Source organism: Streptomyces sp. NPDC019224 (genome assembly GCF_040632605.1).
Lineage (GTDB): Bacteria > Actinomycetota > Actinomycetes > Streptomycetales > Streptomycetaceae > Streptomyces.
Genome location: NZ_JBEYCF010000059.1, coordinates 14,141 through 39,138, shown reverse-complemented (window position 1 = coordinate 39,138; position 24,998 = coordinate 14,141). Strand labels below are relative to the sequence as shown.

27 protein-coding genes and 2 pseudogenes are annotated in these 24,998 nt (G+C 70.2%); 7 read left to right on the top strand and 22 right to left on the bottom strand.

The window, feature by feature from the left end:
• From ABZ564_RS28345 to ABZ564_RS28335, 3 genes and pseudogenes are all read right to left on the bottom strand, one after another.
• Positions 1-714 (bottom strand): annotated as a pseudogene (locus ABZ564_RS28345) (hypothetical protein); the annotation flags it as partial.
• A 135-nt stretch (positions 715-849) separates the two neighbouring features.
• A complete protein-coding gene (locus ABZ564_RS28340; protein WP_360861865.1) occupies positions 850-1,230 on the bottom strand; it encodes a PPOX class F420-dependent oxidoreductase in 381 nt (126 codons plus the stop codon).
• Positions 1,231-1,265: 35 nt separating this feature from the next.
• Positions 1,266-1,535, bottom strand: a complete 270-nt coding sequence (locus tag ABZ564_RS28335; RefSeq protein ID WP_360861863.1) for a helix-turn-helix transcriptional regulator — start codon at positions 1,533-1,535, stop codon at positions 1,266-1,268.
• 55 nt (positions 1,536-1,590) lie between these two features.
• Between ABZ564_RS28335 and map the strand changes: the two genes are divergently transcribed.
• Complete coding sequence (gene map, locus ABZ564_RS28330; RefSeq protein ID WP_360861861.1) at positions 1,591-2,358, top strand: type I methionyl aminopeptidase; 768 nt, start codon at positions 1,591-1,593, stop codon at positions 2,356-2,358.
• Here map and ABZ564_RS28325 read toward each other — a convergent pair.
• Both ABZ564_RS28325 and ggt read right to left on the bottom strand, forming a co-directional pair.
• A complete protein-coding gene (locus ABZ564_RS28325) occupies positions 2,345-3,166 on the bottom strand; it encodes a glycoside hydrolase family 75 protein (protein ID WP_360861859.1) in 822 nt (273 codons plus the stop codon). The two genes, map and ABZ564_RS28325, sit on opposite strands and share 14 nt — an antisense overlap.
• 84 nt (positions 3,167-3,250) lie before the next feature.
• Entirely contained in the window at positions 3,251-5,068 is a 1,818-nt protein-coding gene (gene ggt, locus ABZ564_RS28320) for a gamma-glutamyltransferase (protein ID WP_360861857.1), read from the bottom strand.
• A gap of 105 nt (positions 5,069-5,173) precedes the next feature.
• Between ggt and ABZ564_RS28315 the strand changes: the two genes are divergently transcribed.
• A complete protein-coding gene (locus ABZ564_RS28315; protein WP_360861855.1) occupies positions 5,174-5,917 on the top strand; it encodes a hypothetical protein in 744 nt (247 codons plus the stop codon).
• Positions 5,918-6,325: 408 nt separating this feature from the next.
• Here the strand turns inward: ABZ564_RS28315 and ABZ564_RS28310 are convergent, their stop codons facing one another.
• The 13 genes and pseudogenes from ABZ564_RS28310 to ABZ564_RS28250 all read right to left on the bottom strand — a co-directional run bounded on the left by ABZ564_RS28310 (position 6,326) and on the right by ABZ564_RS28250 (position 17,994).
• The gene (locus ABZ564_RS28310) at positions 6,326-6,874 is read right to left on the bottom strand and encodes an LURP-one-related family protein (RefSeq protein WP_360861853.1); all 549 of its coding nucleotides are present in this window, start codon (positions 6,872-6,874) and stop codon (positions 6,326-6,328) included.
• Between the two features lie 219 nt (positions 6,875-7,093).
• The gene (locus tag ABZ564_RS28305; protein ID WP_360861851.1) at positions 7,094-7,966 is read right to left on the bottom strand and encodes an amino acid ABC transporter permease; all 873 of its coding nucleotides are present in this window, start codon (positions 7,964-7,966) and stop codon (positions 7,094-7,096) included.
• The gene (locus tag ABZ564_RS28300) at positions 7,963-8,607 is read right to left on the bottom strand and encodes an amino acid ABC transporter permease (protein ID WP_360861849.1); all 645 of its coding nucleotides are present in this window, start codon (positions 8,605-8,607) and stop codon (positions 7,963-7,965) included. The genes ABZ564_RS28305 and ABZ564_RS28300 overlap by 4 nt, the downstream gene beginning before the upstream one ends.
• A gap of 16 nt (positions 8,608-8,623) precedes the next feature.
• On the bottom strand, positions 8,624-9,535 hold the full coding sequence (locus tag ABZ564_RS28295) for a glutamate ABC transporter substrate-binding protein (RefSeq protein WP_360861847.1): 912 nt from the start codon (positions 9,533-9,535) through the stop codon (positions 8,624-8,626).
• 14 nt (positions 9,536-9,549) lie between these two features.
• Positions 9,550-10,293: an amino acid ABC transporter ATP-binding protein gene (locus ABZ564_RS28290; protein ID WP_360861845.1), complete on the bottom strand. Its 744-nt coding sequence runs from the start codon at positions 10,291-10,293 to the stop codon at positions 9,550-9,552.
• A 133-nt stretch (positions 10,294-10,426) separates the two neighbouring features.
• Positions 10,427-10,867 (bottom strand): DUF6278 family protein, encoded by a 441-nt coding sequence (locus ABZ564_RS28285; RefSeq protein ID WP_360861843.1) that lies wholly within the window; start codon positions 10,865-10,867, stop codon positions 10,427-10,429.
• 128 nt (positions 10,868-10,995) lie between these two features.
• On the bottom strand, positions 10,996-11,775 hold the full coding sequence (locus ABZ564_RS28280) for an exodeoxyribonuclease III (RefSeq protein ID WP_360861841.1): 780 nt from the start codon (positions 11,773-11,775) through the stop codon (positions 10,996-10,998).
• Between the two features lie 48 nt (positions 11,776-11,823).
• Positions 11,824-12,504, bottom strand: a complete 681-nt coding sequence (locus ABZ564_RS28275; RefSeq protein WP_360861839.1) for an MBL fold metallo-hydrolase — start codon at positions 12,502-12,504, stop codon at positions 11,824-11,826.
• A 12-nt stretch (positions 12,505-12,516) separates the two neighbouring features.
• Complete coding sequence (locus ABZ564_RS28270) at positions 12,517-13,794, bottom strand: alpha/beta fold hydrolase (RefSeq protein ID WP_360861837.1); 1,278 nt, start codon at positions 13,792-13,794, stop codon at positions 12,517-12,519.
• An 815-nt stretch (positions 13,795-14,609) separates the two neighbouring features.
• Positions 14,610-14,780: pseudogene (locus ABZ564_RS28265) on the bottom strand (transposase); the annotation flags it as partial.
• An 80-nt stretch (positions 14,781-14,860) separates the two neighbouring features.
• The gene (locus tag ABZ564_RS28260; RefSeq protein ID WP_360861835.1) at positions 14,861-16,075 is read right to left on the bottom strand and encodes an MFS transporter; all 1,215 of its coding nucleotides are present in this window, start codon (positions 16,073-16,075) and stop codon (positions 14,861-14,863) included.
• A complete protein-coding gene (locus ABZ564_RS28255) occupies positions 16,072-16,536 on the bottom strand; it encodes an ArsI/CadI family heavy metal resistance metalloenzyme (RefSeq protein ID WP_360861833.1) in 465 nt (154 codons plus the stop codon). The genes ABZ564_RS28260 and ABZ564_RS28255 overlap by 4 nt, the downstream gene beginning before the upstream one ends.
• Before the next feature lie 60 nt (positions 16,537-16,596).
• A complete protein-coding gene (locus ABZ564_RS28250) occupies positions 16,597-17,994 on the bottom strand; it encodes an FAD-dependent oxidoreductase (RefSeq protein WP_360861831.1) in 1,398 nt (465 codons plus the stop codon).
• A 104-nt stretch (positions 17,995-18,098) separates the two neighbouring features.
• Between ABZ564_RS28250 and ABZ564_RS28245 the strand changes: the two genes are divergently transcribed.
• Positions 18,099-18,464, top strand: coding sequence for a metalloregulator ArsR/SmtB family transcription factor (locus tag ABZ564_RS28245; RefSeq protein ID WP_326656687.1), 366 nt, complete (start codon positions 18,099-18,101; stop codon positions 18,462-18,464).
• 21 nt (positions 18,465-18,485) lie between these two features.
• Here ABZ564_RS28245 and ABZ564_RS28240 read toward each other — a convergent pair whose 3' ends face one another.
• Entirely contained in the window at positions 18,486-18,812 is a 327-nt protein-coding gene (locus tag ABZ564_RS28240) for a metalloregulator ArsR/SmtB family transcription factor (RefSeq protein ID WP_326656688.1), read from the bottom strand.
• A 63-nt stretch (positions 18,813-18,875) separates the two neighbouring features.
• Here ABZ564_RS28240 and ABZ564_RS28235 point away from each other — a divergent pair, with 63 nt between their 5' ends.
• Entirely contained in the window at positions 18,876-19,919 is a 1,044-nt protein-coding gene (locus ABZ564_RS28235) for an NAD(P)/FAD-dependent oxidoreductase (RefSeq protein ID WP_360861828.1), read from the top strand.
• Positions 19,920-20,197: 278 nt separating this feature from the next.
• Here ABZ564_RS28235 and ABZ564_RS28230 read toward each other — a convergent pair whose 3' ends face one another.
• The 3 genes from ABZ564_RS28230 to ABZ564_RS28220 are packed head-to-tail and all read right to left on the bottom strand — an operon-like array spanning position 20,198 to position 22,699.
• Positions 20,198-21,277 carry an ArsO family NAD(P)H-dependent flavin-containing monooxygenase gene (locus tag ABZ564_RS28230; RefSeq protein WP_360861826.1) on the bottom strand — a complete coding sequence of 360 codons (1,080 nt, stop codon included), beginning with the start codon at positions 21,275-21,277 and terminating at the stop codon, positions 20,198-20,200.
• A 4-nt stretch (positions 21,278-21,281) separates the two neighbouring features.
• Positions 21,282-22,400: an ACR3 family arsenite efflux transporter gene (gene arsB / locus ABZ564_RS28225; RefSeq protein ID WP_360861824.1), complete on the bottom strand. Its 1,119-nt coding sequence runs from the start codon at positions 22,398-22,400 to the stop codon at positions 21,282-21,284.
• Positions 22,391-22,699, bottom strand: coding sequence for a metalloregulator ArsR/SmtB family transcription factor (locus tag ABZ564_RS28220; protein WP_326656692.1), 309 nt, complete (start codon positions 22,697-22,699; stop codon positions 22,391-22,393). Before ABZ564_RS28220 ends, arsB begins: the two co-directional genes overlap by 10 nt.
• A gap of 90 nt (positions 22,700-22,789) precedes the next feature.
• Here ABZ564_RS28220 and ABZ564_RS28215 point away from each other — a divergent pair, with 90 nt between their 5' ends.
• The 3 genes from ABZ564_RS28215 to ABZ564_RS28205 all read left to right on the top strand — a co-directional run bounded on the left by ABZ564_RS28215 (position 22,790) and on the right by ABZ564_RS28205 (position 24,963).
• A complete protein-coding gene (locus tag ABZ564_RS28215; protein ID WP_360861822.1) occupies positions 22,790-23,203 on the top strand; it encodes an arsenate reductase ArsC in 414 nt (137 codons plus the stop codon).
• Complete coding sequence (gene trxB / locus ABZ564_RS28210) at positions 23,200-24,207, top strand: thioredoxin-disulfide reductase (protein ID WP_360861820.1); 1,008 nt, start codon at positions 23,200-23,202, stop codon at positions 24,205-24,207. The genes ABZ564_RS28215 and trxB overlap by 4 nt, the downstream gene beginning before the upstream one ends.
• 282 nt (positions 24,208-24,489) lie before the next feature.
• A complete protein-coding gene (locus ABZ564_RS28205) occupies positions 24,490-24,963 on the top strand; it encodes a GNAT family N-acetyltransferase (RefSeq protein ID WP_285570466.1) in 474 nt (157 codons plus the stop codon).
• Positions 24,964-24,998 lie beyond the last annotated feature (35 nt).

Here is a 24,998-nt window from a genome sequence, read left to right as displayed (position 1 = left end):
GCCGGGCACGGACGGGCCGGGCACGGACGGGCCGGGCACGGACGGGCCGGGCACGGACGGGCCGGGCACGGACGGGCCGGGCACGGACGGGCCGGGCACGGACGGGCCGGACGGCACCGATGGGCCGGACGGCACCGATGGGCCGGACGGCACCGACGGGATGCCGTAGGGCGCCGGGGCGGCCGGCACATGGCCCTTCGGGGGCTGCGGCCCCGCGCCGAGCCTGTCCGGGGGCCGGGGCACGGCCGACAGGCGTCGGCGGAGTTCGGCGCAGCGGGCCGAGGCCCGGGCATGGTCGTCGCGGGCCCAGGCGAGTGCCTCGGCGGCCCGGTCGCCGCCGCCCTCCTGGGCCGCCCGCAGCCGCTCGGCGGCGTACGCCTGCTCGCGGAGCATGAGACCGAGGCGCTCCACCAGCTGCGCGCGTCCGCCCGGACGGCGGTCGTGGCTGAGGGCGCAGTCCGCGTGCAGCCGGGCGGCACGCGCCGACGCCTGTTCCGCGTACGCGGTCCCCCGCACCTCCGCCAGGTCCGAGAAGAGCGCCTCCATCACGTCCCAGGGCGGCAGCTCCGTCCCGTCCAGACAGGCGCCCATCCCGGCGGGATCGCGTCGGCGAAAGACCCCGTACCACCCCCGGCCGGGATCGAGCAGCGCCACCAACTCCCGCAGGTGGCGCGCGAAGTCCTGTACCGATACCGCCTCTTGATGCACCGTCACCGTCGCCTTCGGCCGCCGTCGGCTGGAACCCTCCAGTCCGGGGCATTCGACCGCAGGCGTGTTACGGGACGGCTACACGCGCTTTGCGGGTCCGCGGCGGCCGGGGCGCGCGCGGCTGCCGCGCGCCCCCGGGCTTCAGAAGGAGATGGCGATCCCGGTGTGCGGGCGCTTGCCGAGGCGGACGATCATCGCCGGGTAGTCGAGCAGCCAGTACTTCCAGGTGTACTTGCGGCCGATGGCGCGGCGCACGGCGGCCGTCTCCCGCTCGTCGAGCAGCCTGCCGGTCCCCTCGGCGCTCACGGCACCCTCCTCGGTCCGGCCGCGCACGTCGCAGACGGTGACCCGGATCCGGCTGTCGTTGCGCAGCCGCTTGACCTTCCAGGAGTCGGTCCTGGTCCAGACGAGCAGCTCGTCGCCGTCGGCCGCCGCCCAGACCGGGGTGGCGACGGGCGTGCCGTCCTTGCGGTACGTGGTGAGGCTGACGTACTCGCTGCGCGCGAAGTCCTGGAGGCTCATGGGGCCCAGCCTAGGCGGGGCTTTCGAAGCACGCCCTAACCGGCCAGCGGTACGACCGCCGGTTCCGGGGCGCAGCGCAGCAGCAGATCGTCCATGGAGAGGCCGAGCGCGCCGGCCAGAGCGGCGACGGTGAAGAATGCCGGAGTGGGGGCGCGGCCCGTCTCGATCTTCCGCAGCGTTTCGGCGGAGATCCCGGCACGGGCGGCGATGTCGGTCATGCTGCGGGCGCCGCGCGCCTCGCGCAGCAGCAGGCCGAGCCGTTCGCCGCGCAGGCGCTCTTCGGGAGTCAGGGGGGTACGGACCATGCCGTCATTCTAATACCGCTCGGACCGGTATAGTAATTGCGGTATTGTAATTGGCATGGTGCAACTCAAGACGGACACATCCATCGAAGCCATGCGTGCGGCCGGCCGCGTCGTCGCGCAGATACTGACGGCCGCCCGGGAGGCGGCCGCGGTCGGCGTCTCGCTGCGCGAACTCGACGAGGTGGCGCGCGGGGTGCTGCGCGAGGCGGGCGCCGGCTCACCGTTCCTGGGCTACCGGCCGCACTTCGCCCCGGTCCCCTTCCCGGCGGTCATCTGCGCCTCGGTCAACGACGCGATCGTGCACGGCATCCCGACGGACTACCGGCTGCGCGACGGCGACCTGGTGAGCATCGACGCGGGCGCGAAGCTGGACGGCTGGGCCGGGGACTCGGCCATCAGCTTCACCGTCGGGCGCGCACGCCCCGCCGACATCCGGCTCGTCGACACCGCGTACAAGGCGCTGGACGCGGGCATCGCGGCGGCCACCGTCGGCAACCGGATCGGTGACATCGCACACGCCATCGGCACGGTCTGCCGCGCCGCCGGCTACGGCATCCCCGAGGGGTTCGGCGGGCACGGAGTGGGCCGCGAGATGCACGAGGACCCGGGCGTGCCCAACGAGGGCCGGCCGGGGCGCGGGATGCCGCTGCGCCACGGCATGGTGCTGGCCATCGAGCCGATGCTGATCGGCGGCGGGGTGGACACGTACCGGACGGACCGCGACGGCTGGACCCTGCGCACGACGGACGGCAGCCGGGCCGCGCACGCCGAGCACACCGTGGCGATCACCGACGACGGGCCGAGGATCCTCACGGCTCTCTAGTGCCGCGCACGAACGCCTCCGCCAGGGCCCGCCCCGTGCTCACGGCGGCCTCGTGGTCCTCGATCGGCGACACCCGGGAGTCCTTGAACAGGATGTACGTGACCCCCGAGGGCGCGCCGCCGCTGCTCGGATCGGAGTCGATGCCGAGCGACTTCGCCGTGGCGTACGACGCCTCGCCGACGATGCGCTCCGGGCCGACGTCGCCGACGACCGCGTACTCCACCTTCTCGCCGTGGACGACGGCGACGACATCGCCGCCCTCGATGCCGGACTCCGCGTAGTCCCAGACGCCGCTGGGCGCGGGCACGACCACGTACGGCAGTTCCTCCGCGTTCAGCGGCCTGCCGTCCGAGGTGTGGAAGGCCGTGTCGCCGTGGAAGGAGGGGTCAGTGGCCGGGTTGCAGGCGGCGGTGACCCGCCCGTCGCAGTCGATGTCCAGGTCGGCCTTCCAGAACACGGCCCCGTTCGCGCCGCAGACCGGAACCTCCGGCGAACTCGCGCCATCCGTCCGGTACGTGCCGTTCGACACCTGCTCGCAGGCCGACACCTTGGCCAGCAGGTCGGCCGCTCCGACCGCGCCTCCCCGGCTGCGGGCCGGGGAGACGGGGGGTCTGGAGCGGTGCGCCCGGGCGGGCGCCTGGTGGACCTGCGCCACCAGCGCGAGCGGTACGTCCGGCGGGACGGGCCGTGGCGCCGGCGCGGGGGCGGCGAAGGCGGGATCCGCCGGCACCGCGAGGGTGGCGGGGGCCGGGATGCCGCCGGTGAGCAGCGCGGCACCGGAGGCCGTGACGAAGGCAAGCGTTCGCATACGCACTGGGGGACGCCCTTCTGGCGAGGAGATTTCCTTGCGGCCCGCGCCGCCGTGCCCCCCCTGTCAGGTCCGGTGCGGCCGTCAGGGCCGCCCGCTCGGCCTCACCACCATCGCCGAGCCGCCGCCGCGCCGCTCCTTCTCGGCGGCGGCGAGCCACCGCCCGTCGGGCAGTCGCTGCACTCCGGTCGCCGCGCCGATCTCCGGGTTGAGCTTGAAGACGTGGCCGAGGGATTCCAGCCTCGCCCGCAGCGGGCTGTTCCACAGCGCCGGTTCCAGCTCGGTGGCCGGTGCGTTGCGCTGGCTGGCGCGGGGTGCCGCGATGGCGTCGACCAGCGGGAGTCCCCGGTCGACCGTGCCGGTCAGCGACTGGAGGACGGTGGTGATGATGGTGGCGCCGCCCGGTGAGCCCAGGGCCAGCACCGGCTGCCCGTGGCGCAGGACGACGGTCGGCGAGATGGAAGAGCGCGGGCGCTTACCGGGACCGGGCAGGTTCGGGTCGTGGACGGCCGGGTCGGCCGGCGCGAAGGAGAAGTCGGTCAGCTCGTTGTTGAGCAGGAAGCCCCGCCCCGGAACGGTGATCCCGCTGCCGCCGGTCTGCTCGATGGTCAGGGTGTAGGCGACGACGTTGCCCCACTGGTCGGCAGCCGTCAGGTGGGTGGTGTTCTCCCCCTCGTACGTGGTCGGCGCGGCCTTGCCGGTGGACCGGCAGGCGCCGGGGTGGCGCGGGTCGCCCGGGGCGAGCGGGCTGGGCAGCACCGCGTCGTCCTTGATCAGGCACTCCCGCGCGTCCGCGAACTTCTGGCTGAGCAGGCCCTTCGTCGGCACGTCCTCGAACGCCGGGTCGCCGACCCAGCGCCCCCGGTCGGCGAACGCGATGCGGCCGGCCTCGATGAAGCGGTGCAGATACCGCTCCTCGCTCACCCGCGAGAGGTCCGTGGACTCCAGGATGTTGAGGGCCTCGCCCACCGTCGTACCGCCGGACGAGGACGGCGCCATGCCGTACACGTCGAGCCCCCGGTAGTTCACCTTCGTGGGCGCCTGCGGCAGCGCCCGGTAGGAACGCAGGTCCTTCGCGGTCAGGTCGCCGGGCCGGACGGTCCGGTCGGACGCCGGGTCGACCGGCGGATTGCGTACGGTCCGTACGACGTCCTCGGCGAGCTCGCCCCGGTAGATCTCGTCGACACCCTTGCGGCCGACCTCCTCGTAGGTGCGCGCGAGGTCCGGGTTCCTGAAGACCGACCCGACCTCCGGCAGCTTCCCGCCGGGCAGGAAGAGCTTCCGGGTGGCCGGGAAGTCCCGGAACCGCTCCTCGTTGCCCGCCGTCTGGGAGCGGAACGTTTCATCGACGACGAAGCCGTCCCGGGCCAGCCGCTCGGCGGGTTCGAGGACCCGCCGCAGCGAGGTGCTGCCCCAGGCATCCAGCGCGGCGTCCCAGGTGGCGGGCGTGCCGGGGGTGCCGACGGCGAGCCCGCTGGTCACGGCGTCCGCGAAGGCGAGCGGCTTGCCGTTCTCCAGGAAGAGGGAGGAGTCCGCGCTGCGCGGCGCGGTCTCGCGGCCGTCGATGGTGCGGACGGTGCGGGTGCGGGCGTCGTAGTAGACGAAGTAGCCACCGCCGCCGAGCCCCGCCGAGTACGGCTCCGTCACGCCGAGCGCGGCGGCCGTCGCCACGGCGGCGTCGACCGCGTTGCCGCCCTTGCGCAGCACCTCGATGCCGGCGGCCGTGGCGTCCGCGTCGACGCTGGAGACCGCTCCCCCGTACCCCACCGCGACGGGTGACTTGGGCGGTGGCGCCGAGGGAGGCGCAGGGCGGGCGGAGGAGGAGGGGGCGGCCGCCCCGACCGAAACGACGGCGGCGAGAATCGCCGCCAACGACACATTTCTCCTGATGGAACGTCGCATGCGCAACCTCCGGTGAAGGATCGTCCGCGCAGGGTAACGCCGCCCCGGCCGGTCCGTCAGGACCGCCTCGAACTTGAGGCCGAATGCCCGCTAACATGCCCGCCCATGACTGACGACGTACGCAACATCGTGCTGGGCGTGATAGCCGCCGGTATCAGCGCCGCCCTCGGCTGGATCGCGCGCACCCATCTCTGGCGCCGCAGGCTCCGCCGCAAGCAGGCGTTCTTCGGGCTGCCCGGGAACTCCGAGTGCCTGCTCGTCGTCAACCGGGACGCGGCCGGCGAGGGCTCGGTCCACCGTCATGACGTCTTCGCCCTGCTGGAGCTGTCCGCGCTGATCAAGGACTGCTCCGCGCACGCCCAGATCCTGTCCCACGACATCGCGCAGCAGGGCATCGGCGAGCGCACCGAATTCTGCGTGGGCGGGCCGGTGTCGAACCGCCGGATGGCCGCGCACCTGCACTCCCTGCTGCCGGGCGTACGGATCAACACGGACCCGGAGCCCGGCCCCGACCGCAACGCCTTCCAGATCGGTTCCGAGCGCTACCGGGTGGAGAAGGGGGTCAGCGAGTACGTGCTGCTGGCGCGGCTGTCGACCGGTCAGGAGGCCAGACCGGTCTTCCTGTTCTGCGGACAGCAGGCGATCACCAACCAGGCCGCGTCCCGCTATCTGGCCCGCAACCACGAACGCCTGGCCCGCAAGCACGGCAACAACACCTTCTGCCTGCTCCTGAAGGTCGTCAACTCCCAGGCGTACGGCCCCGATGTGGTCGAGCTGGTCGCGGACGTCACCCGCGCGGCCCAGGCCCCGGTACCCGCCCCGCGCGTCTCGCACCGCGCGGGGTCCTGAACCCCACCGACCGGGAAGGTCACACGGAACAAAGCTCCGGACCGCCCCGGTCGCCGTGCCCGCTCGACCCGCTCGGCGGTACGAGCCCCGGTTCGCGCCCCTCCCGCCGCTCGTCTCCCCGCCGCTTCCGCAGGAGCGGTCGCACCGCCCCCGTCCGGCCGGTGCCGTACGCCGCCGTGACAGACCGCCTCCAGGGCGTGCACCGTGACTTCGCCGGCTTCGCGACCGGGTGTACCGGGAGCACGTCAGCGAGCCGCGGCCGGTGCGCACCACGGTCGGCTCCCAGCTGATGGGCGTCCTCGGGGAGATCGGCGTGGGGGCGCTGCGCCGGGCTCCCCGACCGCGGGTACGCACGAGCGGGCCGCCCCGTCCGACGACGGTCCGGCCCGCTCGTTCCCCTGGTCCCGGTCAGTCCCCGGGGTGGGCCATGGCGTCGATGGCGACGGCCGCCGCGAGGACGGTGGCGGGGTCCGCGTCCGGGCCCACATCGAGGCCGTAGGTGTCCCGGAGGCGGAACCACTTCTTGGACACCTCGGCCACTGTGCAGCCGTCCCGCTCGATCGTGTACTCGTGGTCGAGGATGTTGCCGCGCACCCTGAGGTCGCCGCCGTTCTCCTGCTTGATGCGCCACCGGTCGCGCAGCGGTCCGACGACCGCCTTCTTGACGATGGCCACGCGCTGTCCGTCGGCATCCTCGATCGCCATCGAGTCCTTGATCCGCAGCGGTCTGCTCTGCACCGTGGCGACCCGCCGGCCGTCACGGTCCTCGATGTGATACGTCCGGCGCGCCCGGAGCACCTTGGCGTTGACCTTGTACCGGTGGTCGCCCGACTCGTCGTCGATCCAGTAGTCGTCGCCGATGGAGACCAGCTTCTGCCGCATCCGGTAGCGGGTCACGCCCTCGCCGCGGTCGAATGCGCGATTGGCGTGACGGCGGTCCTTGCGCTCCTGGAACATCGCACGTCCTTCCAGCCGTCTGTCGGGGGGCCGGGCGGAAACCAATGACGGCGGTTGTGACTTTCCTATCCCGTCGGCGGCGGTCCCGCATCTTCTGGGGCGGCCGGCGGACGAGGAGCGCCCTCGGCCGACCGGTCCGCCGGCGCGCAGCTGACCTTCTTCCCGCAAGGGCGAGAAGTGATCACCGGCTGCTGCCGGGCGGACCCCGCTCCCGTCTTTCTACCGCTCCCCCGGCATCAGCGTGCTGGGCTGTGCCGGTCCGACGCCCACCGCCTCCGTCTTCGGATTGCGCCGTTGCCGCTTCGCCACCCAGGTGGCGAACCAGGAGAGCAGCATGCACATCCCGATGTAGATCGGCGAGATCACCATCACCACGGGGATGAAAGGCAGATCGTAGTCCAGGTTGGAGGCGATGAGCTTGCCCGCGTGGAGGAATTCCTCGTAGGTGATCAGGTAGCCCAGCGAGGTGTCCTTCAACGCCACCACCAACTGGCTGATGATGGTGGGCAGCATCGCGCGGACCGCCTGGGGTGCCAGGACGAAGGTGGTGACCTGCGTCTTGCGCATGCCCAGCGCGTACGCCGCCTCGCGCTGGCCGCGCTCCACGGAGTTGATGCCGGTGCGGAACACCTCGGCGAGCACCGAGCCGTTGTAGAGGGTGAGTCCGGCGACCAGGGCGGGCAGCGGCTGCACCTTCAGCGCCACGAAGATGAAGAAGATCATCACCAGGACGGGCATGGCGCGGAAGAACTCGACGAGGACCGTCGACACCCAGCGCACCGGGCGGTGGTCGGACAGCCGCCCCACCGCGAGGACGGCACCGAGGACCAGTGAGAGGACCGCCGCGTACGCGAACGCCTTCAGGGTGTTGCCGAGTCCGCGCAGCAGCAGTTCCTGGATGCCCTTGTACTCGAAGGGCGTCCATTTGGCGGCGGTGAACTGGTCGGTGTCGAAGAGGAGGTAGACGACCCAGCCGATCAGGGCGAGGATCAGGAGCGTCGACACGATCCCGTAGAGGCGGTGCCGTTTGCGGGTGCGCGGCCCCGGGATGTCGTAGAGGGCGGTCGGGGTGGGGGCGGAGTGGGTGGTCATCGGGCGACTCCCCAGCGCTTCTCCAGCACGTGGAAGAGCGCGCTGATGGTGAGGGTGATGATCAGGTACCCCACGGCGATCCAGACGAAGGTCCAGATGATGCTGTAGCCCAGCTCGTTGAGGGTCTTGTAGGTGCCGAGGAGTTCGGTGACGCTGAACGCCCCGGCGATCGCCGAGTTCTTGGCCAGTGCGATGAGCGTCGACCCGACCGGCGGGATCACCGAGCGGAACGCCTGGGGCAGGACGATGGTGCCGAGGCTCTGTCCGAAGGTCATCCCGAGGCTGCGGGCCGCCTCGCCCTGCCCGGTGGGCACGGTGTTGATGCCGGAGCGCAGCACCTCGCAGATGAACGCGGAGGTGTAGCAGCCCAGCGCGATGATCGCGAAGACGTTGAACGGCAGCACCAGGCCGAAGCGCGGCAGGCCGAGGAGTACGGCGAAGAAGAGCAGGGTGAGCGGGGTGTTGCGCAGGACCGTCACCCATACGGTGCCGAACACCCGGAGCGATCCGACGGGGGCCACCCGGAAGGAGGCCATGACGAAGCCGAGGACCAGGGCCAGGATCGAGGCGTAGACGGTGAGTTCGACGGTGCCGAGGAAGCCCTTGCCGTAGAGCGAGAAGTTGTCGGTGAGTACGTCCATGGGGTGGGCCGTCCTCTCAGTTCGCCGGGTAGCGGTCGATGGGCGGCGGCTTGGGCGCGGGCGCGCCGGACAGACCGAGGGTCGCCTCGAACGCCTTCTTCCAGTTGCCGTTCTTCTCGTTGGCCTCCAGCGCGTCGTTCAGGGCGGAGCGCAGCGCGTTGTCACTGCGCGGGACCCCGATGCCGTACGGCTCCTCGGAGAACGGCTTGCCGACGACCTTCATCTCGTCGGGTGCCTTGGCGGCGAAGCCGAGCAGGATCGCGTCGTCGGTGGTCACGACGTCGACCTGATACGTCAGCAGGTTGTCGACACAGATCGAGTACGTGTCGTACGCGACCAGCTTCGCCTTCGGGTAGTCGGCGGCGATCCGCTGGTACGGGGTCGAACCCGCGGCCGAGCAGACCGTCTTGCCGGCCAGGTCCTGGGGGCCGCGGATGTCGTCCTCGTCGGTGCGCACCAGCAGCCCCTGGCCCGCCATGTAGTACGGGCCGGCGAAGCCGACGAGCTTCTTGCGCATGTCGTTGATGGTGTAGGTGCCGACGTAGTAGTCGATCTGCCCGTTCTGCAGGGCGGTCTCGCGGTTGGCGGAGGCGATCGTCTTGAAGCGGATCGTCTTCGGGTCGAAGCCCAGCGAGGCGGACATCATCCGGGCGATCTCGATGTCGAACCCGGAGTAGACGCCGCTCGCCGGGTCCTTCTCCCCCAGGTAGGGCTGGTCCTCCTTGGCGCCCACCCGCAGGTAGCCGCGCTTCTTCGCCTTGGCCCAGGTCCTGGAGTCCGGCAGCCGGAAGTCCTCGTCGACCTGGTAGACGGGCAGTTGGCCGGCCTTCGGTCCCTTGACCGGCGGGCTGCCGTCCTTGCCGCAGCCGGCGGCGAGGAGGGCGAGCAGGAGGCCGGCGCAGGCGGTCAGTGCTTTCCTCGTACGCAACTCAGGGCCTCCCGTCAGTGCTTGAGGATCTTGGACAGGAAGTCCTTGGCCCGGTCGCTCTCCGGGGAGGTGAAGAAGTCCTCCGGGGTGCGGTCCTCGACGATGCAGCCGTCGGCCATGAACACCACGCGGTTGGCGGCGGAGCGGGCGAAGCCCATCTCATGGGTGACGACGACCATCGTCATGCCCTCACGGGCGAGCTGCCGCATCACCTCCAGGACCTCGTTGATCATCTCGGGGTCGAGCGCCGAGGTCGGCTCGTCGAACAGGAGCGCCTTGGGGTCCATGGCGAGGGCGCGGGCGATGGCCACACGCTGTTGCTGGCCGCCGGAGAGCTGGGCGGGGAACTTGTCGGCGTGCGCGGCGAGCCCCACCCGGTCCAGCAGTTCGCGGGAGCGCCGGTTCGCCTCGTCCTTCTTCCGCTTGCGCACCTTGACCTGGGCCAGGGACACATTGGCGAGCACGGTCTTGTGCGCGAAGAGGTTGAACGACTGGAAGACCATGCCGACTTCGGCCCTCAGCCGGGCCAGCCCCGGCCCCTCCTCGGGGAGGGGGTTGCCGTCGATGGCGATACGGCCGGACTCGATCGTCTCCAGCCGGTTGATCGCCCGGCAGAGCGTCGACTTCCCGGAGCCGGACGGGCCGATGACCACCACCACCTCCCCGCGGCCGACGGTGAGATTGATGTCCTGCAGTACGTGCAACTTCCCGAAGTGCTTGTTGACGTCTCGCAGCTCGATCAACGGATCGACGGCCATACGCTGCCCTACCCACTTGTCGCTCGGTCGAGGTCAGCGCAAACTATCCAGCCCGGCAAGGGACTTCTCACCCGACACGCACCAATGGGGCATAAGGCGTTTTATCTCTTCGCGCGGTCCGCCGCACGCACGGTCAGCCCTCGGCGGACTCCGCGTACACCTGGGACAGTTCGGGGCTGCCGGACATCGCCCAGTCCAGTCCGGCCTCGACCACGTCGATCTCGCGGCCCGAGGCAAGCCGCACGACGGGCTGACCGCTCGGCCAGATGTGCCAGTGCGCCCCGGCGACATTGCGCACCAGGACCGTACCGAGGTAGAGCCCCGCGTCGTTGCCCAGCCAGGGCAGCTCCTCGGGGTCCTCGCGCCAGCGCGGCGACAGTTGGTCGAGGGCCGCCAACGAGGCGGGGCTGTCGTCCAGTTCGATCCCGCGCTCCCCCACCCGGACCCGGAGCAGTTCGCACTCGGCGAGCAGTGCGGCCACGCCCTCCGGATCGGCGTCGACGGCGCCCGCGAGCCCCGTCTCCCGCGCCCCGTCGTGACGCTTACGCCAGTTGTCCAAGAAAGGGATGTTCATGCCACTCAGAATCGCATCCCGGTCCACCCGCGCACCACAGGACGCGCGGCCCGCCGTTCGGGTACGGAACACCGGGCGGTCACCGCGCGTTCACCCACGGCCACGGACGGGCCGGGGCCGCGGGCGGCTCAGAGATCGAGGTCGACGACCACCGGGGCGTGGTCCGAAGCGCCCTTGCCCTTGCGCTCCTCGCGGTCCACGTAGCTGTCCCGGACCGCGGCGGTGAAGGGGGCGTTTCCGTAGACGAGGTCGATCCGCATCCCCTTGTTCTTCGGGAAGCGCAGCTCCCGGTAGTCCCAGAAGGTGTACGGGTGGTCGTACTTCAGGGGGCGGGGCATCACGTCGGACAGGCCCTCCGCGCGCAGGGCGGCCAGGGCCTCCCGCTCGGCGGGTGTGACGTGCGTGGCCCCCTCGAACAGGGCCGGGTCCCAGACGTCCTCGTCGGTGGGGGCCACGTTGAAGTCGCCGAGCACGGCGAACGGGGCCGCCCCCGCGGCGTCGGCGGCCACCGCCCTGCGCAGAGCCTCCAGCCAGCGCAGCTTGTACGCGTAGTGCTCGTGGGCGACCTCGCGGCCGTTGGGCACGTACACCGACCAGAGCCGCACCGGGCCGCAGGTCGCGCTGATCGCGCGGGGTTCCTGCGCGGACTCGTAGGCGGGGCCGTCGGGCAGTCCGACGACGATGTCGGACAGTCCGGCGCGGGAGATCAGCGCGACCCCGTTCCACCGGCCGGTGGCGTTGACCGCGGACTCGTAACCGGCCTCGCGCAGCGCTTCGGCCGGGAACTGCTCGGCCGTGCACTTGGCCTCCTGGAGGCACAGCACGTCCGTGCCGCTGCTCTCCAGCCAGGCCAGCAGCCTCGGCAGACGGGCGGTGATCGAGTTGACGTTCCAGGTGGCGATGCGCATGTCCGTAAACCTAACGCCTGCCACTGACAGCCGCCGGGGCGGCGGCCGTCACAGGGCCGTCGAGTCGCCCGGTGCCATCCGGCCGTGGTCGGAGCCGCCCAGTTCGCCGATCTGCCGGTCGTAGATCGGCCGGGCCAGGTCGGTGAGCAGCGCGTCGTGGATGTCGATCGCGCGGCGCGGCTTCACCTCGCGGACGTAGTCGATGACCTCGGAGATCTTGTTCCACGGCGCCATCACCGGGAGCAACAGCGTGTCGACCGCCCGGCCGGGCACGGTGAGGGCGTCGCCGGGGTGGAAGACCTGGCCGTCGACCAGGAAGCCGATGTTGGTGACGCGCGGGATGTCCGGGTGGATCACCGCGTGCAGCTCGCCGTGCACCTCGATGTCGAAGCCGGCCGCCGAGAAGGTGTCGCCGTTCCCCACGGTGTGCACGCGCCCCGGGAACGCCGCGCCCAGCCGCTCCGCGACGCTGCGCAGCGTCCAGATCTCGGCGGCCGGGTCGGCCTCCAGACCGGCCCGCAGCCGCTCCTCGTCGAAGTGGTCGGGGTGCTCGTGCGTCACGAGGATCGCCTCGGCGCCGATCGCGGCGTCCCGCTCCGAGAACCCGCCCGGGTCGATGACGAGCGTGCGCCCGCCCTTCTCCAGACGGATACAGGAGTGCGACTGCTTGGTCAGGGTCGGCGCGACCGGCTCCGGGCTCTCGGTGTTTTCGGCGTGCTGGGTGCTCATGCGTCCATCCTGCTACGCGGGCGGCGTCGTTTCCGCCCGAATCACCGACTGCGCGATCGTGAACGCGGCGCTCGCGGCCGGGATCCCGCAGTACACGGCCGTCTGCAGCAGCACCTCCCTGATCTCGGCCGGGGTGAGGCCGTTGCGCAGGGCCGCCCTGGTGTGCGCGGCCAGGCTCTCCAGCCGCCCGGAGGCGACCAGGGCGGTGAGCGTGACGGTGGAGCGGGTGCGCCGGTCCAGCCCCTCCCGGCTCCACACCTCGCCCCAGGCGTACCGGGTGACCAGCTCCTGGAAGTCCCCGGTGAAGTCGTCGGCGGCGGCCATCACCCCGTCCACCTGGGCGTCGCCCAGCACCTCGCGCCGCAGCCGCATGCCCGGCGCGTACGGGTCGGCGCGCCCGCCGGCCACGGCCTCGGGGGCCGCGCCGGCCGCTGCGATCTCCGCGACGGGCTGCACGGGGGCGGAGAGCCGGGGCACGGACTCGGGCATCGGGACGGCCGCCTGGGTGTCCTGCCAGGCGGCGGAGAAATGGGTGAGCAGGAGGTCGGTGACCGCCCCGGGCTGCTCGACGGGCGCCAGGTGCGAGGCGCCGGGCACCAGGGCGAGCCGTGCGTCCGGTATCCCCGCGACCAGGGTGCGCGCGTCGCCGGGGCCGGTCACCCGGTCCTCGGCCCCGACCAGGACCAGGGTGGGGACGGGGATGCGGCCCAGCTCCGTGCGGATGTCGAACGCGGCCAGGGCTTCGCAGGCGGCGATGTAGCACCCCGGGTCGGTGGTCCGCACCATCTGTACGGCCCACTCGACGATGGCGGGCTGCGCGGCGGCGAAGGCGGGCGTGAACCAGCGCTCGGGTGCGGTGCGCGCCATCGGTTCGAGCCCGTTGGTCCGGACGATCACCCCGCGCTGCCGGAACTCGTCCGCGCTGCCGAACCGGGGCGAGGACGCCACCAGTGCGAGCGCGGCGACCCGGTGCGGGTACCGCAGTGCGAGATCGGCCCCGATCGCCCCGCCGATCGAGCACCCCACGTACCCGAACCGCTGGACCCCGACCCCGTCGAGCGTCGCCAGCAGCCGGTCCCCCAGCTCCGCCACCGCGGTCGCGGGCCGGGCGGGCGCCCCGCCGTGGCCGGGGAGGTCGTAGCGGAAGACTCTCCAGTGGCGGGTGAGCTCGGGTATCTGCCGGTCCCACATGTGCCATGTGGTACCGAGGGAGGGGCCGATCACCAGGACTGGTGCGTCTTCTGGCCCGTCAAAGCGGTATTGCAGGGTGTTCGGGGGTGTCTCGCTCACCCGCCCGACCCTCTCATCTGTCACGACAGCCCCTATGAGCGGGGTCCTGGCGATTCCTGTTTGACCAGGTAAAAGACTTCACGGGCAGCATGGCGTTTGAGGCAACGGAGGATTTCGCGCCTGGTCCCTCCTTGATCCGGCGCTTGTAACAACGCCCGGGGGGACTCCCCCGCACAGGCGGCGAACCACGCTTCACGGCCCAGCCGCTCCGGATAGCCGAGCGGCCTGCAGCACGCCGGCGGGCCCGCGGAGCAGAAACCGTTCTGAACATGCCCGATCCCCTTCCGTCGCATGAGTATCGCGCTGCCGGTACCGGACCGCGCCGGACGGTCAGAATCGTGAGTGGGCCACAACGATCGGCAGGCCCCTATCGGGACACGCCCCGCCAGCCCGGCACCGACAACGCACCATCCCCGGCCAACAGCCGACACTGTGTGATTCAGACGCTTCGGTCAGGCGTGTCATGAGTCAGACCCCGGGCCCGGGACAGCACGGGCCCATCCTCTCGCCCCTCACCTCACACGGGCCCCCGTGCACAAACCCGATCGTCAGCCAGGACCATTCGACAACCGACGCCCACTGACGACAAGAAGTGCGCGAAACAAAGAGACAGCGAGGCCCGCGGCGTTCTGTGCGAGCCGGCCCGCCGGGCCGCAGGACGCCCCGGACACGTGCGCTATCGGCGACATCTGCACCATCCTTACGACCCCTGAAGGCTCACACCGGGCCAAGTAGGTCGGCGATCCGGCGGGCGGCTCCGCGGATGGGGCGGCCGCCAGGCGGCGAAGTAGTAGTAGGTCGCGCTCTTCCCACTAGCAACCGGTCCGTCCCTGGTACAGGATCGCGTTCACGATCTCCCGCATGTCGTAGGCACCTTGATGGCCTCTGACCGACCAATGCCGCCCCTTCCACGCGGTGATCACCGGCCCGATCAACGACCACTGCCCGTCCGATAAGTCACTCGGATACGGCTTGCGTTCACTCACCCGGTCGCATCACCAGATCAACGCCCGTGAACCGGCAGATTCCGCCTCGACGCCACACCATCAGGCGATAGCAGATCAGCTCAAAGACTCACGAACCGCCCACTGAGTGCGGTGAGACAGGCAGCTGCGGCTACGCAAGCGAGGGCGATGAACAGATGAGGGTATCCGCCAAGCGATGCGGCCAAGGCTGCGCCGGCGAAGGGAGCAAGTGCTGAGGCCGTGGTGGTCGGCGCGGCAAGGAGTCCGGACAGGCGGCCGTAGTGAGCGGTACCCCATCGGTCGGTGATTGCAGTGGCCTGCAGCAGGGTGATGTTGCCGCGGACCATTCCGGCGGCAATCGAGAGCACCACCAGCAGCGAATACGGGCCGGGGGCCAGCGCGAGTGCCGCGGTGGTGACGCCGCCGAGCGCGATGAGCGCGGCCGTTCGGACGGTGACACCGGTTCGGGCGGCGAGTGTTGCGTACAGGGTGCGACCGAGGGTCTGTCCGGCGCCGCCGAGGCCGAGTGCCCATGCAGCCTGGCTGGTTGAGTACCCGCGCTCGATGAGGAGGGGGACCAGGGCGACGACTGCAGCGGACACCGCGAAGGCCGAAAGAGTGAGGGATGCGGCGAGCATCCAGAAGGGCCGGCTACGTGAGACCGCGGCCGCGGAGTCGTTGGTGTGGGGCGACGGTGGCGGCGCGGCGGGCCAGGGAGCCTTGAGTGCGAATACGTGGGCGGGGATCGTGACGGCAGCAAGGATCACGGCAAGGACGGTGTAGGTCATGCGCCAGCTCATGTGGTCGGCGAGAGCTGCAGTCAGGGGCGCGAAGACGGTGGAGGCAAGTCCGCCGGCGAGGGTGACGATGGTGAGGGCGCGGACGTGATCGGGTGCCCACCAGCGGGTGAGCGCAGCAAATGCAGGCTGATAGAAGGTGGCTGCCATGGCCAGTCCTGCCAACAGCCAGCCGGCGAAGAACACAGGCAGGTTCGGGGCGGCTGCCATGACCAGCAGGCTTGCCACTCCGAGGACGGAGCCGGTGGTCATGACGGTGCGCGGTCCGCGGTGGTCGATGATCCGGCCGACCCGGATCCCAGCGAAGGCAGAGATGAGCAGGGCTGCGGAGAACGCGGCTGTCGTTACACCGGTGGACCAGCCGGTGTCGGCTGTGATGGCCGGGTTCAGTACAGGGAAGGCGTAGTAGACGATTCCCCAGCTGGTGATCTGTGTGGCGCACAGGGCTGGGAGCATGGCGCGGGGCCGCGACCGGTCCCCTGTTCCGGTCGCGGCCCCGCGGGCGTCAAGGTTGGTCACGGGCAGCAGCCACCGGCCTGGACCGGAGTGGACGGGTCGGCTACGGCGGCCGGGTCGGCGCAGCAGGTGGTGTTCTTCTGCTTGGCCATGGAGTCGGCGTCTGCCTTTACGACATAGACCTCCCACGGTTCCTGGCCGGGGCCGTGGACCCAGACCTTGTCCTGGAGGGCGTAGCAGCAGGTGGTGTCGTTCTCGACGTCGGTCGTCAGCCCTTGGTCCTGGAGGCGGGCGGTGGCGGCGTGGACTGCTTCCGTGGTGTCGACCTCGACGCCTAGGTGGTCCATGCGCGTGTCCTCATCGAACTTGCCTTGGACGAGGACGAGTTTGAGCGGTGGGTCGGCGATGGTGAAGTTGGCGTAACCGTCACGCAGTTTCGCCGGTTCGGTGGCGAAGAGCTTGCTGTAGAAGGCGATTGAGGCTTGGAGGTCGGGGACGCGTAGGGCGAGCTGTACTCGGGACATGACGATCCTCCTGACGCAGGGCGGAAGCGCTCCGACCTAGGTTGGTCGGAGCGCCAATGTTCAAGACCCGCAGCATCCGCCGGACGCCGTGCCGGCAAGGGCTGCGACCGGAAGCGAGATTCCAGTTCCGATCTGTACGAGTGCCGGGGCTACCGGTGCGCAGCAGCCGCCTTCGTCGGTCTGCCCGGCGGCGGGGTCATCGAAGAGTCCGGCGCCGCCACAGACCCCGGTCTCGGGAAGGGTGAGCTCGACGCGGTCGGCGGCCTCGGTGTCGCCGGCGAGGGCCGCGGTGACGGAGCGGACCTGTTCGTAGCCGGTCATGGCGAGGAAGGTCGGGGCGCGCCCGTAGGACTTCATGCCGACCAGGTAGAAGCCCGGCTCGGGGTGGGCCAGTTCGCGGTGGCCGTGCGGGTAGACGGTGCCGCAGGAGTGCTGGTTCGGGTCGATGAGCGGTGCGAGCTCCACCGGCGCCTGCAGGCGCTCGTCCAGGGCGAGGCGGAGCTCCGACAGGAAGGACAGGTCAGGGCGCAGGCCCGTCAGGGCGATGACCTCGTCCACCGGGTCGAGGCGCCGACCGTCCTCACCCACCAGGACCAGGCGGTCGTCGTCGGTGGGCTCGATGACTTCGGTACGGAAGCCGGTGACGGCGTCGGCGTGCCCGTCATCGACGGCGGCCTTGGCCGCCAGGCCCAGGGCGCCGCGGGCGGGGAGCTGGTCGGCGGAGCCGCCGCCGAAGGTGGAGCCGCTGATGCCGCGGCGCAGGATCCACACCGAGTGGGTGCCGGGTTCGCCCTCCGCCACGTCGGCGAGGGCGGCCAGGGCGGTGAACGCGGAAGCCCCGGAACCGATGACCGCGGTACGCCTGCCCGCGTACCGGGCACGGACCTCAGGGTCCTTGAGGTCGGGAATGCGGTAGGAGATGCGGGCGGAGGCGGCATGCTCGCCCAGGGCGGGAAGTCCGTCGGCGCCGACCGGGCCGGGGGTGGACCAGGTACCGGACGCGTCGATCACGGCGCGCCCCAGGATCCGCTCCTCGACACCGTCGCCACGCGTGATCCGGAGGGTGAAGGGCTGCTGCTCGCGGTCCGCGTCGACGATCCGGTCCCGTCCAAGACGGGAGATGCCGATGACGGTGGCGCCGTAGCGGACCCGGTCCCCGAGGACATCGGCGAGCGGCTGGAGGTACTGCTCGGCCCAGTCACCGCCCGTGGGGTAGGTGTCCGCGTCGGGCCGGAACCAGCCGGTGGGCGCCAGGAGCTTCGCGGCGGCCGGGTCCATCAGCTCGCTCCAGGTCGAGAACAGCCGCACGTGCGACCAGCCGCGCACCGCGGTGGCGGCGGTCGGGCCGGCCTCCAGGACCAGGGGTTCGATGCCGCGCCCGACGAGGTGGGCGGCTGCCGCCAGTCCGGCGGGGCCGGCGCCGATGACGACGACCGGGAGGTCTGCAGTGGTGGTCATGGCGGTGATGTCCTCCGGGATGAGCGACCACTCCGGGCCGCTGTTTCGACTGTTGTCTATATCCAAAGGTTGCCACCGGTATCGACAGGTGTCAACATAGACACATGTCGAATTCAGAGATTGCGGAGCTGCCGGTCCTCGGTACGGATGCTGTGGTGCCGTGCTGCCCGCCGATCACCGCGGGAGAGTTGTCGCAGGAGGACGCGGAGCGGATGGCCGCGATGTTCAAGGCGCTGTCCGACCCGGTGCGGCTGCGCCTGTTCTCCAAGGTCGCCTCGCATGCGGGGGGCGAGGCGTGCGTGTGCGACATCTCCGATGTCGGCGTCTCCCAGCCGACCGTTTCCCACCACCTGAAGAAACTGCGCGAGGCCGGCCTGCTGACCTCGGAGCGACGCGGGACCTGGGTCTACTACCAGGTCGCCCCGCCGGTCGTCGCCGCCATGTCCGCCATGCTCGACCTCCGCACCTGACCTTCGACCGACTTCTGAGCGTCAGCCGTTGCAGTCAGGCGGGCAGCAGCGCGCCAGGTACGCCTGGAGCGCAGAGACGCGCAGGGTCATCGTGGCGCCGTCGGCCCGGTAGTAGACCTGCTTGCCCTCCTTGCGGGAGATCACCAGGCCGCCGCGGCGCAGCAAGCTCAGGTGCTCCGAGGCGGTCGACGGCTTCAGCGCACAGCGGTCGGCGATCTCGCCGACCGTCAGCTCGATCCCGCCGGCGAACTGCTGCAGCACCTTCTGACGGGTTTCGCTGGCCAGGGCCTTGAGGAAGTCGGCCGTCGCCGGATCCACCACGGACGCCTCGATGCCGTTCTCTGTCACAGCTCCCTGCCAAACATTTCGTCACTTCCCGAAATAACGACTCAAGTGAAGGATTACGTTCTCATGGAACATGCCGATCTCATCGTCATCGGCGCCGGGCAGTCCGGCCTGGTCACCGCAGCCCTTGCCCCACGTCACGGCTTCACCCGCACTCTGGTCCTGGAAGCCGCAAAGGAACCTGGCGGATCGTGGCCGAGCTACTACGACAGCCTCACGTTGTTCTCCCCGGCCCGGTTCTCCTCCCTTCCCGGCATACAGTTCCCCGGCGACCCGGATCGCTACCCACGACGGGACGAAGTCGTGAACTACCTGCGCGACTACGCCAACCGCCTACCCGCCGGCATCCGCACCTCGACCTCTGTCACCTCTGTAACGCGCCAGGATGGTGCCTGGTCCGTACTCGCCGACGACGGGCGGAAGTTCACCGCCGGGGCAGTCATCGCCGCGACCGGCAACTACGGCACCCCCTTCACTCCGGACCTTCCTGGCCGGACGGAATTCGGCGGCCAGGTACTGCACGCCGCCGACTACCGCAGCCCCGACGCGTTCACAGGGCAGCGAGTCGTCGTGGTCGGCGGAGGCAACTCCGCGATCCAGATCGCCGCGGATCTCGGCGCGATCGCCGACACCACCCTGGCCAGCCGACGCCCGATCGGCTGGATGCCCCAACGCCCGCTCGGCCGGGACCTGCACTGGTGGCTGAAGCACACCCGCCTCGACATCGCACCGATCCGACGGCTACTGGCGAAGGTCCCCGTCTCCGTGATCGATGACGGCCACTACCTGGCTGCACTGGACCGGCACGGCGTCGAACGCCGCGACATGTTCAGCCGGTTCACCAACGAGGGCGTGGTGTGGGCCGACGGAACGAAGGAAGCCGTCGACACGGTCCTGCTCGCCACCGGCTACCGGCTCACCTTCCCCTACCTGCACGACAGCGGCGCCGTCGGCGCCGATGGCGCGCCGCTGCACAGGGGCGGCATCGCCAGCACCGTGCCGGGATTCGGATTCGTCGGCATGGAGCTCCAGCGCAGCTTCTCCTCCAAGACCCTTCGCGGCGTCGGCCGGGACGCGGAGTACGTGCTGTCGCGGCTGCGGAAGCACTGAGCTCAGCCCGGCTCCCGTGCGGAGCGGTTCCACGTCTCGTCGAACACCCGAAGTTCCTGGACCTGCGCCATGGAGGTGCCCCACGGCCGATACCCGTCCTGCCGAGGTGTGAGCAGCACGCCAGGGGTGTAGGACTCGTCCGAACCGAGGGCAGGCGGTACGCGGCGCACATGCGGGCCGTTGGGTCAGCGGGGTCTTCGGCCCAGGACGACTTACACCCAACTGGTGTCGAATCTCCGACTCGGGTCCGTAGGTGATGATGTGGTTCGCATCCGCCTTCAGCGTCCGAGAAGTTCGGCGATCTCTGCGGCGGCGTCGCGGGCCGGGCGGCCGACGCCGATGAGGGTGGCGGAGGCGGGGCCGGTCCAGTCGCCGTAGCCGAGCAGGTGCAGGCGCGGTTCCCCGGCCGCCCGCGTGCCGTGCGTGGGGATGTGGCCGCGTGGCCCCCGAAGGCCCAGCGCGGCGAGGTGGTACAGGGCGGGGCGGAAGCCGGTGCACCAGATCACGGCGTCGGCTGCGGCCCGTGTGCCGTCCGCCCACTCGATGCCGTCGGCGGTGAGCCGGGTGAACATCGGGGACGCCTTGAGCAGTCCGGCGTCCCGCGCCTCGCGAACGGGCGGGACGGCGACGATGTCGCCCAGTGAGGCGACGCCGCCGGTATCGGTGCGTCCTTCGTCCAGGGCGCGGCGCCGGGCGGTCGCGGCGTCGAACAGGGCCCGGCCGTCGATGTCGTCAGCGAGGAAGCGTGGCGGGCGCTGGGTGACCCAGGTCGGATCGATCCCGTCGTGGGTGGCGAGATCCGCGGCGATCTGTGCCCCGGAGTTCCCGCCGCCGACCACGACGACTCGCTGCCCGGCGAAGTCAGATGGTCTCCGGTAGCCGGTGGTGTGCAGCTGACGGCTGGCGAAATCGTTCCGGCCGGGGGTGGCGGGCAGGAAGGGGCGCCACCAGGTGCCGGTCGCCGAGACGACGGCCCGGGCGGACCAGGTGTCCTTGTCCGTCTCCACCCGCAGCCGGTCGCCGTCCCGGCGTACCTGTTGGACCCGGACCGGGCGGTGAACGGGCAGTTCGTAGCGCTGCTCGTAGTCGCTCAGGTACTCCACGACGTGCCCGGCGTCCGGGTATTCGTGGCCCGGCTGGGCCGGCATGATCCGGCCGGGCAGCGAGGAGAAGGCAGCCGGCGAGAACAGGTGCAGGGAGTCCCAGGTGTGCTGCCAGGCCCCGCCGGGTGTGCCCTGCGCGTCCAGGATCACGAAGTCCAGCTTCTTGCGGCGCAGGTGGTATCCGGCGGCGAGCCCGGCTTGCCCGCCGCCGATCACCACCACGTCCGTCTGCCTGGTCACGGTGTCAGGACGCATCGCCTCAGGCGTCCTTTTGCGGGGTGGCGAGCGCCGAGGGGGCGAACTTCTTGCGCCAGGCCAGTGCGACGTACACCAGGCCGATCAGGACGGGGACCTCGATGAGCGGGCCGACGACGCCCGACAGCGCCTGGCCGGAGGTGACGCCGAAGGTGGCGATGGCGACGGCGATGGCCAGCTCGAAGTTGTTGCCCGCGGCGGTGAACGCGAGCGTGGTGGTGCGGTCGTACGCGAGGCCGAGGCCCTTGCCCAGGAGGAAGGTCCCGAAGAACATGACCGCGAAGTAGACCAGGAGCGGCAGTGCGATCCGTACGACGTCCAGCGGCTGCGAGGTAATGGTCTTCCCCTGGAGTGCGAAGAGGATGACGATCGTGAACAGCAGCCCGTACAGCGCCCAGGGGCCGATCTTCGGCAGGAACTTCGCCTCGTAGTTCTCGCGGCCCATCTTCTGCTCGCCGATGCGGCGGGTGAGGAAGCCGGCGAGCAGCGGGATACCGAGGAAGATGACGACGTTCAATGCGATGTGCCAGACGGACACGTCCAGGCCCTGGCCGTTGCCGAGGTTCATCCAGCGCGGCAGCAGGTCGAGGTAGAACCAGCCCAGCAGGCCGAACGCGAACACCTGGAACACCGAGTTCAGAGCGACGAGAACAGCGGCGGCTTCGCGGTCGCCGCAGGCGAGGTCGTTCCAGATGATGACCATGGCGATGCAGCGGGCGAGGCCGACGATAATCAGGCCCGTGCGGTACTCGGGCAGGTCGGGCAGGAAGATCCACGCCAGGGCGAACATGACGGCGGGCCCGACGATCCAGTTGATGACCAGCGAGGACACCATCAGTTTGCGGTCGCCGGTGACCGTGTCGAGCTTGTCATAGCGGACCTTGGCCAGCACCGGATACATCATGACCAGCAGGCCCAGGGCGATCGGCAGCGAGATCCCGCCGACCTCGATCTTCGCCAGCGCATCGTTCAGGCCGGGAATGAGCCTCCCCAGGCCGAGCCCCAGGGCCATGGCCAGGAGGATCCAGACGGCGAGGAAGCGGTCGAGGGTGGAGAGCTTCCGCACGACCGAGGAATCCTCGTTCGTCGCGGGCGCGGGTGCTTGGGTCGGGGTCACGGGCATGCCCTCTTGTTCTCGGCCGCATTACGGGCGGAAGCCGCCAGGTCGGCGAACTGATCCGCGAGCTGGGTGATGACGTCGGGGCAGAGCTTGTAGTAGGTGAAGCGACCGCAGGGCTCCGTCTCCACCACACCCGCCTCCCGTAGCACCCGCAAGTGGTTGGAGAGGTTCGTCTGCTTCGCCCCCGTCTCCTCCACCAGGTGTGTGGTGCACAGGGTCTCGCGGGCGAGCAGGGTCACGATCTTGAGCCGGAGCGGATCACCCAGAACCCTGATCAATTCAGTATCGACTGACGTCATCATGTACTGATACTGTCACATCAGTAGATGCTGACGCCATTCGATACTGATATCAATGGTGCCTGATCCCGCCGTGAGACAAGAGAGCCCCTGATGTCCGACAAGCCTTCGGTGCTGTTCGTCTGTGTGCACAACGCCGGCCGTTCCCAAATGGCCGCCGCCTGGCTCAGTCACCTCGCAGGCGACCGCATCGAGGTCCGCTCCGCCGGCTCCGCACCGGGAGCGGAAGTCAACCCGGCCGCAGTCGAGGCGATGGCCGAAGTCGGCATCGACATCTCCGATCAGACGCCGAAGGTCCTCACCGTGGACGCCGTGCAGGCGTCGGACGTCTGCATCACGATGGGCTGCGGCGACGCCTGTCCCGTATTCCCCGGTAAGCGCTACCTCGACTGGAAGCTCGAAGACCCCGCAGGACAGGGCGTCGCAGCAGTCCGCCCCATTCGCGACGAGATCAAAGCCCTCATCGAGGACCTGATCGAGGATCTCGCCCCGGAGCCTGCGGCATGAGTGAACGCGTGCGCAACGTCATCATCATCGGCTCAGGACCTGCCGGGTACACCTCGGCCCTGTACACGGCCCGCGCCGAGCTCAAGCCTCTGCTGTTCGGCAGCTCGATCTTCGTCGGCGGCTCGCTGACCACGACGACCGAGGTGGAGAACTTCCCCGGCTTTCCCGAAGGCATCGACGGCCCGGTCCTGATGGACAACATGCGGGCCCAGGCCGAGCGCTTCGGCGCCGATATGGTCGACGACGACGTCGTCTCTGTCGACCTCACCGGACCCGTGAAGCAGGTCACTGACAGCGCCGGGAGCGTGCATCGCGCGAAGACCGTGATCATCTCTACCGGCTCCGGGTACCGGAAGCTCGGGCTGCCACTCGAAGACAACCTTTCGGGACGCGGTGTGTCGTGGTGCGCGACGTGCGACGGGTTCTTTTTCCGCGACCGCGACATCGTCGTCGTTGGCGGTGGCGACACCGCGATGGAGGAGGCCACCTTCCTCACCCGCTTCGCCCGTTCGGTCACCATCGTCCACCGCCGTTCGTCCCTGCGCGCCTCCCAGGTGATGCAGAACCGGGCCTTCTCCGACGACAAGATCTCCTTCGCTTTCGACAGCGAGATCGCTGAGATCAAGGAGGAGGGCGGAATGCTCGCCGGTGTGGTGCTGCGGGACACGTTCACCGGCGAACTGCGTGATCTGCCGGCGACTGGGCTGTTCATCGCGATCGGCCACGACCCGCGGACCGAGCTCTTCACCGGGCAGCTCGACCTCGATGCCGAGGGCTACCTCAAGGTCGATTCGCCCTCGACCCGCACCAGCATCCCCGGTGTCTTCGGCGCGGGCGATGTCGTCGACCACACCTACCGCCAGGCCGTCACCGCAGCCGCGTCCGGGTGCGCGGCGGCACTCGACGCCGAGCGGTACCTCTCCTCGCTGACCGACCACGCGAAGACCATCCCCTCGCCGGCCGGAGCCCTTGCCGAGGCCGTGACCAGACACAGCACCGTCTGATCGCCCCCACCCCATAAGCACCAGCTTCTGTCCGCCGCGTTGGCGGACCTGGCGGACAGGAGCTGGTCCCCGCCTTCCGTGACCGCACGTGCGCGCAGGTCCCGCGCCGCCCCGCCGCGCCCGTCGTCGCCGTGAATTCCACCGACCGGTTGGCGACTCCGACGTCCTCCGCCCCGGCCCTCTGATGAGCCCCGTCGTGCACTCGGAAAGAATTGCCGCAAGCACCTTCCCCACCGCACCCCAAGAGGAGAGCCCGTGCACGGCGCCTTCACCCTGGAACCCATGCATGCCAGCCATGCCGAACAGGTCCTGGCGGTCTACCAGGCAGGCATCGACGAGGGCAACGCCACCTTCGAAACCTGCGCACCGACGTGGGCCGCGTTCGACAGATCAAAGCTCCCCAGCCACCGTTTTGTCGCCCTACAGACGGACGGAACGCTCCAGGGGTGGATCGCTGCTTCAGCGGTATCCGCCCGCCCTGCGTATGCGGGCGTGGTCGAGCACTCCGTCTATGTCGCCCCGTCGGCACGGGGTCAGGGTGTGGCCCGGTCCTTGTTGGAAGCGTTCATCGCCTCAACGGAGGCTGCGGGAATCTGGACTATCCAGGCCGGAGTGTTCCCGGAGAACACCGCCAGCCTCCTCCTGCACGAGCGTGTCGGGTTCCGGGTTATCGGCACTCGTGAGCGCGTCGGTCGGCTGCACCGGGTGTGGCGTGACGTCCAGCTGATCGAACGCCGCAGTCCTGTAGTGAACTGACGGGCGGCCAAGGATCGTGCATCGCCTTCGCTCAA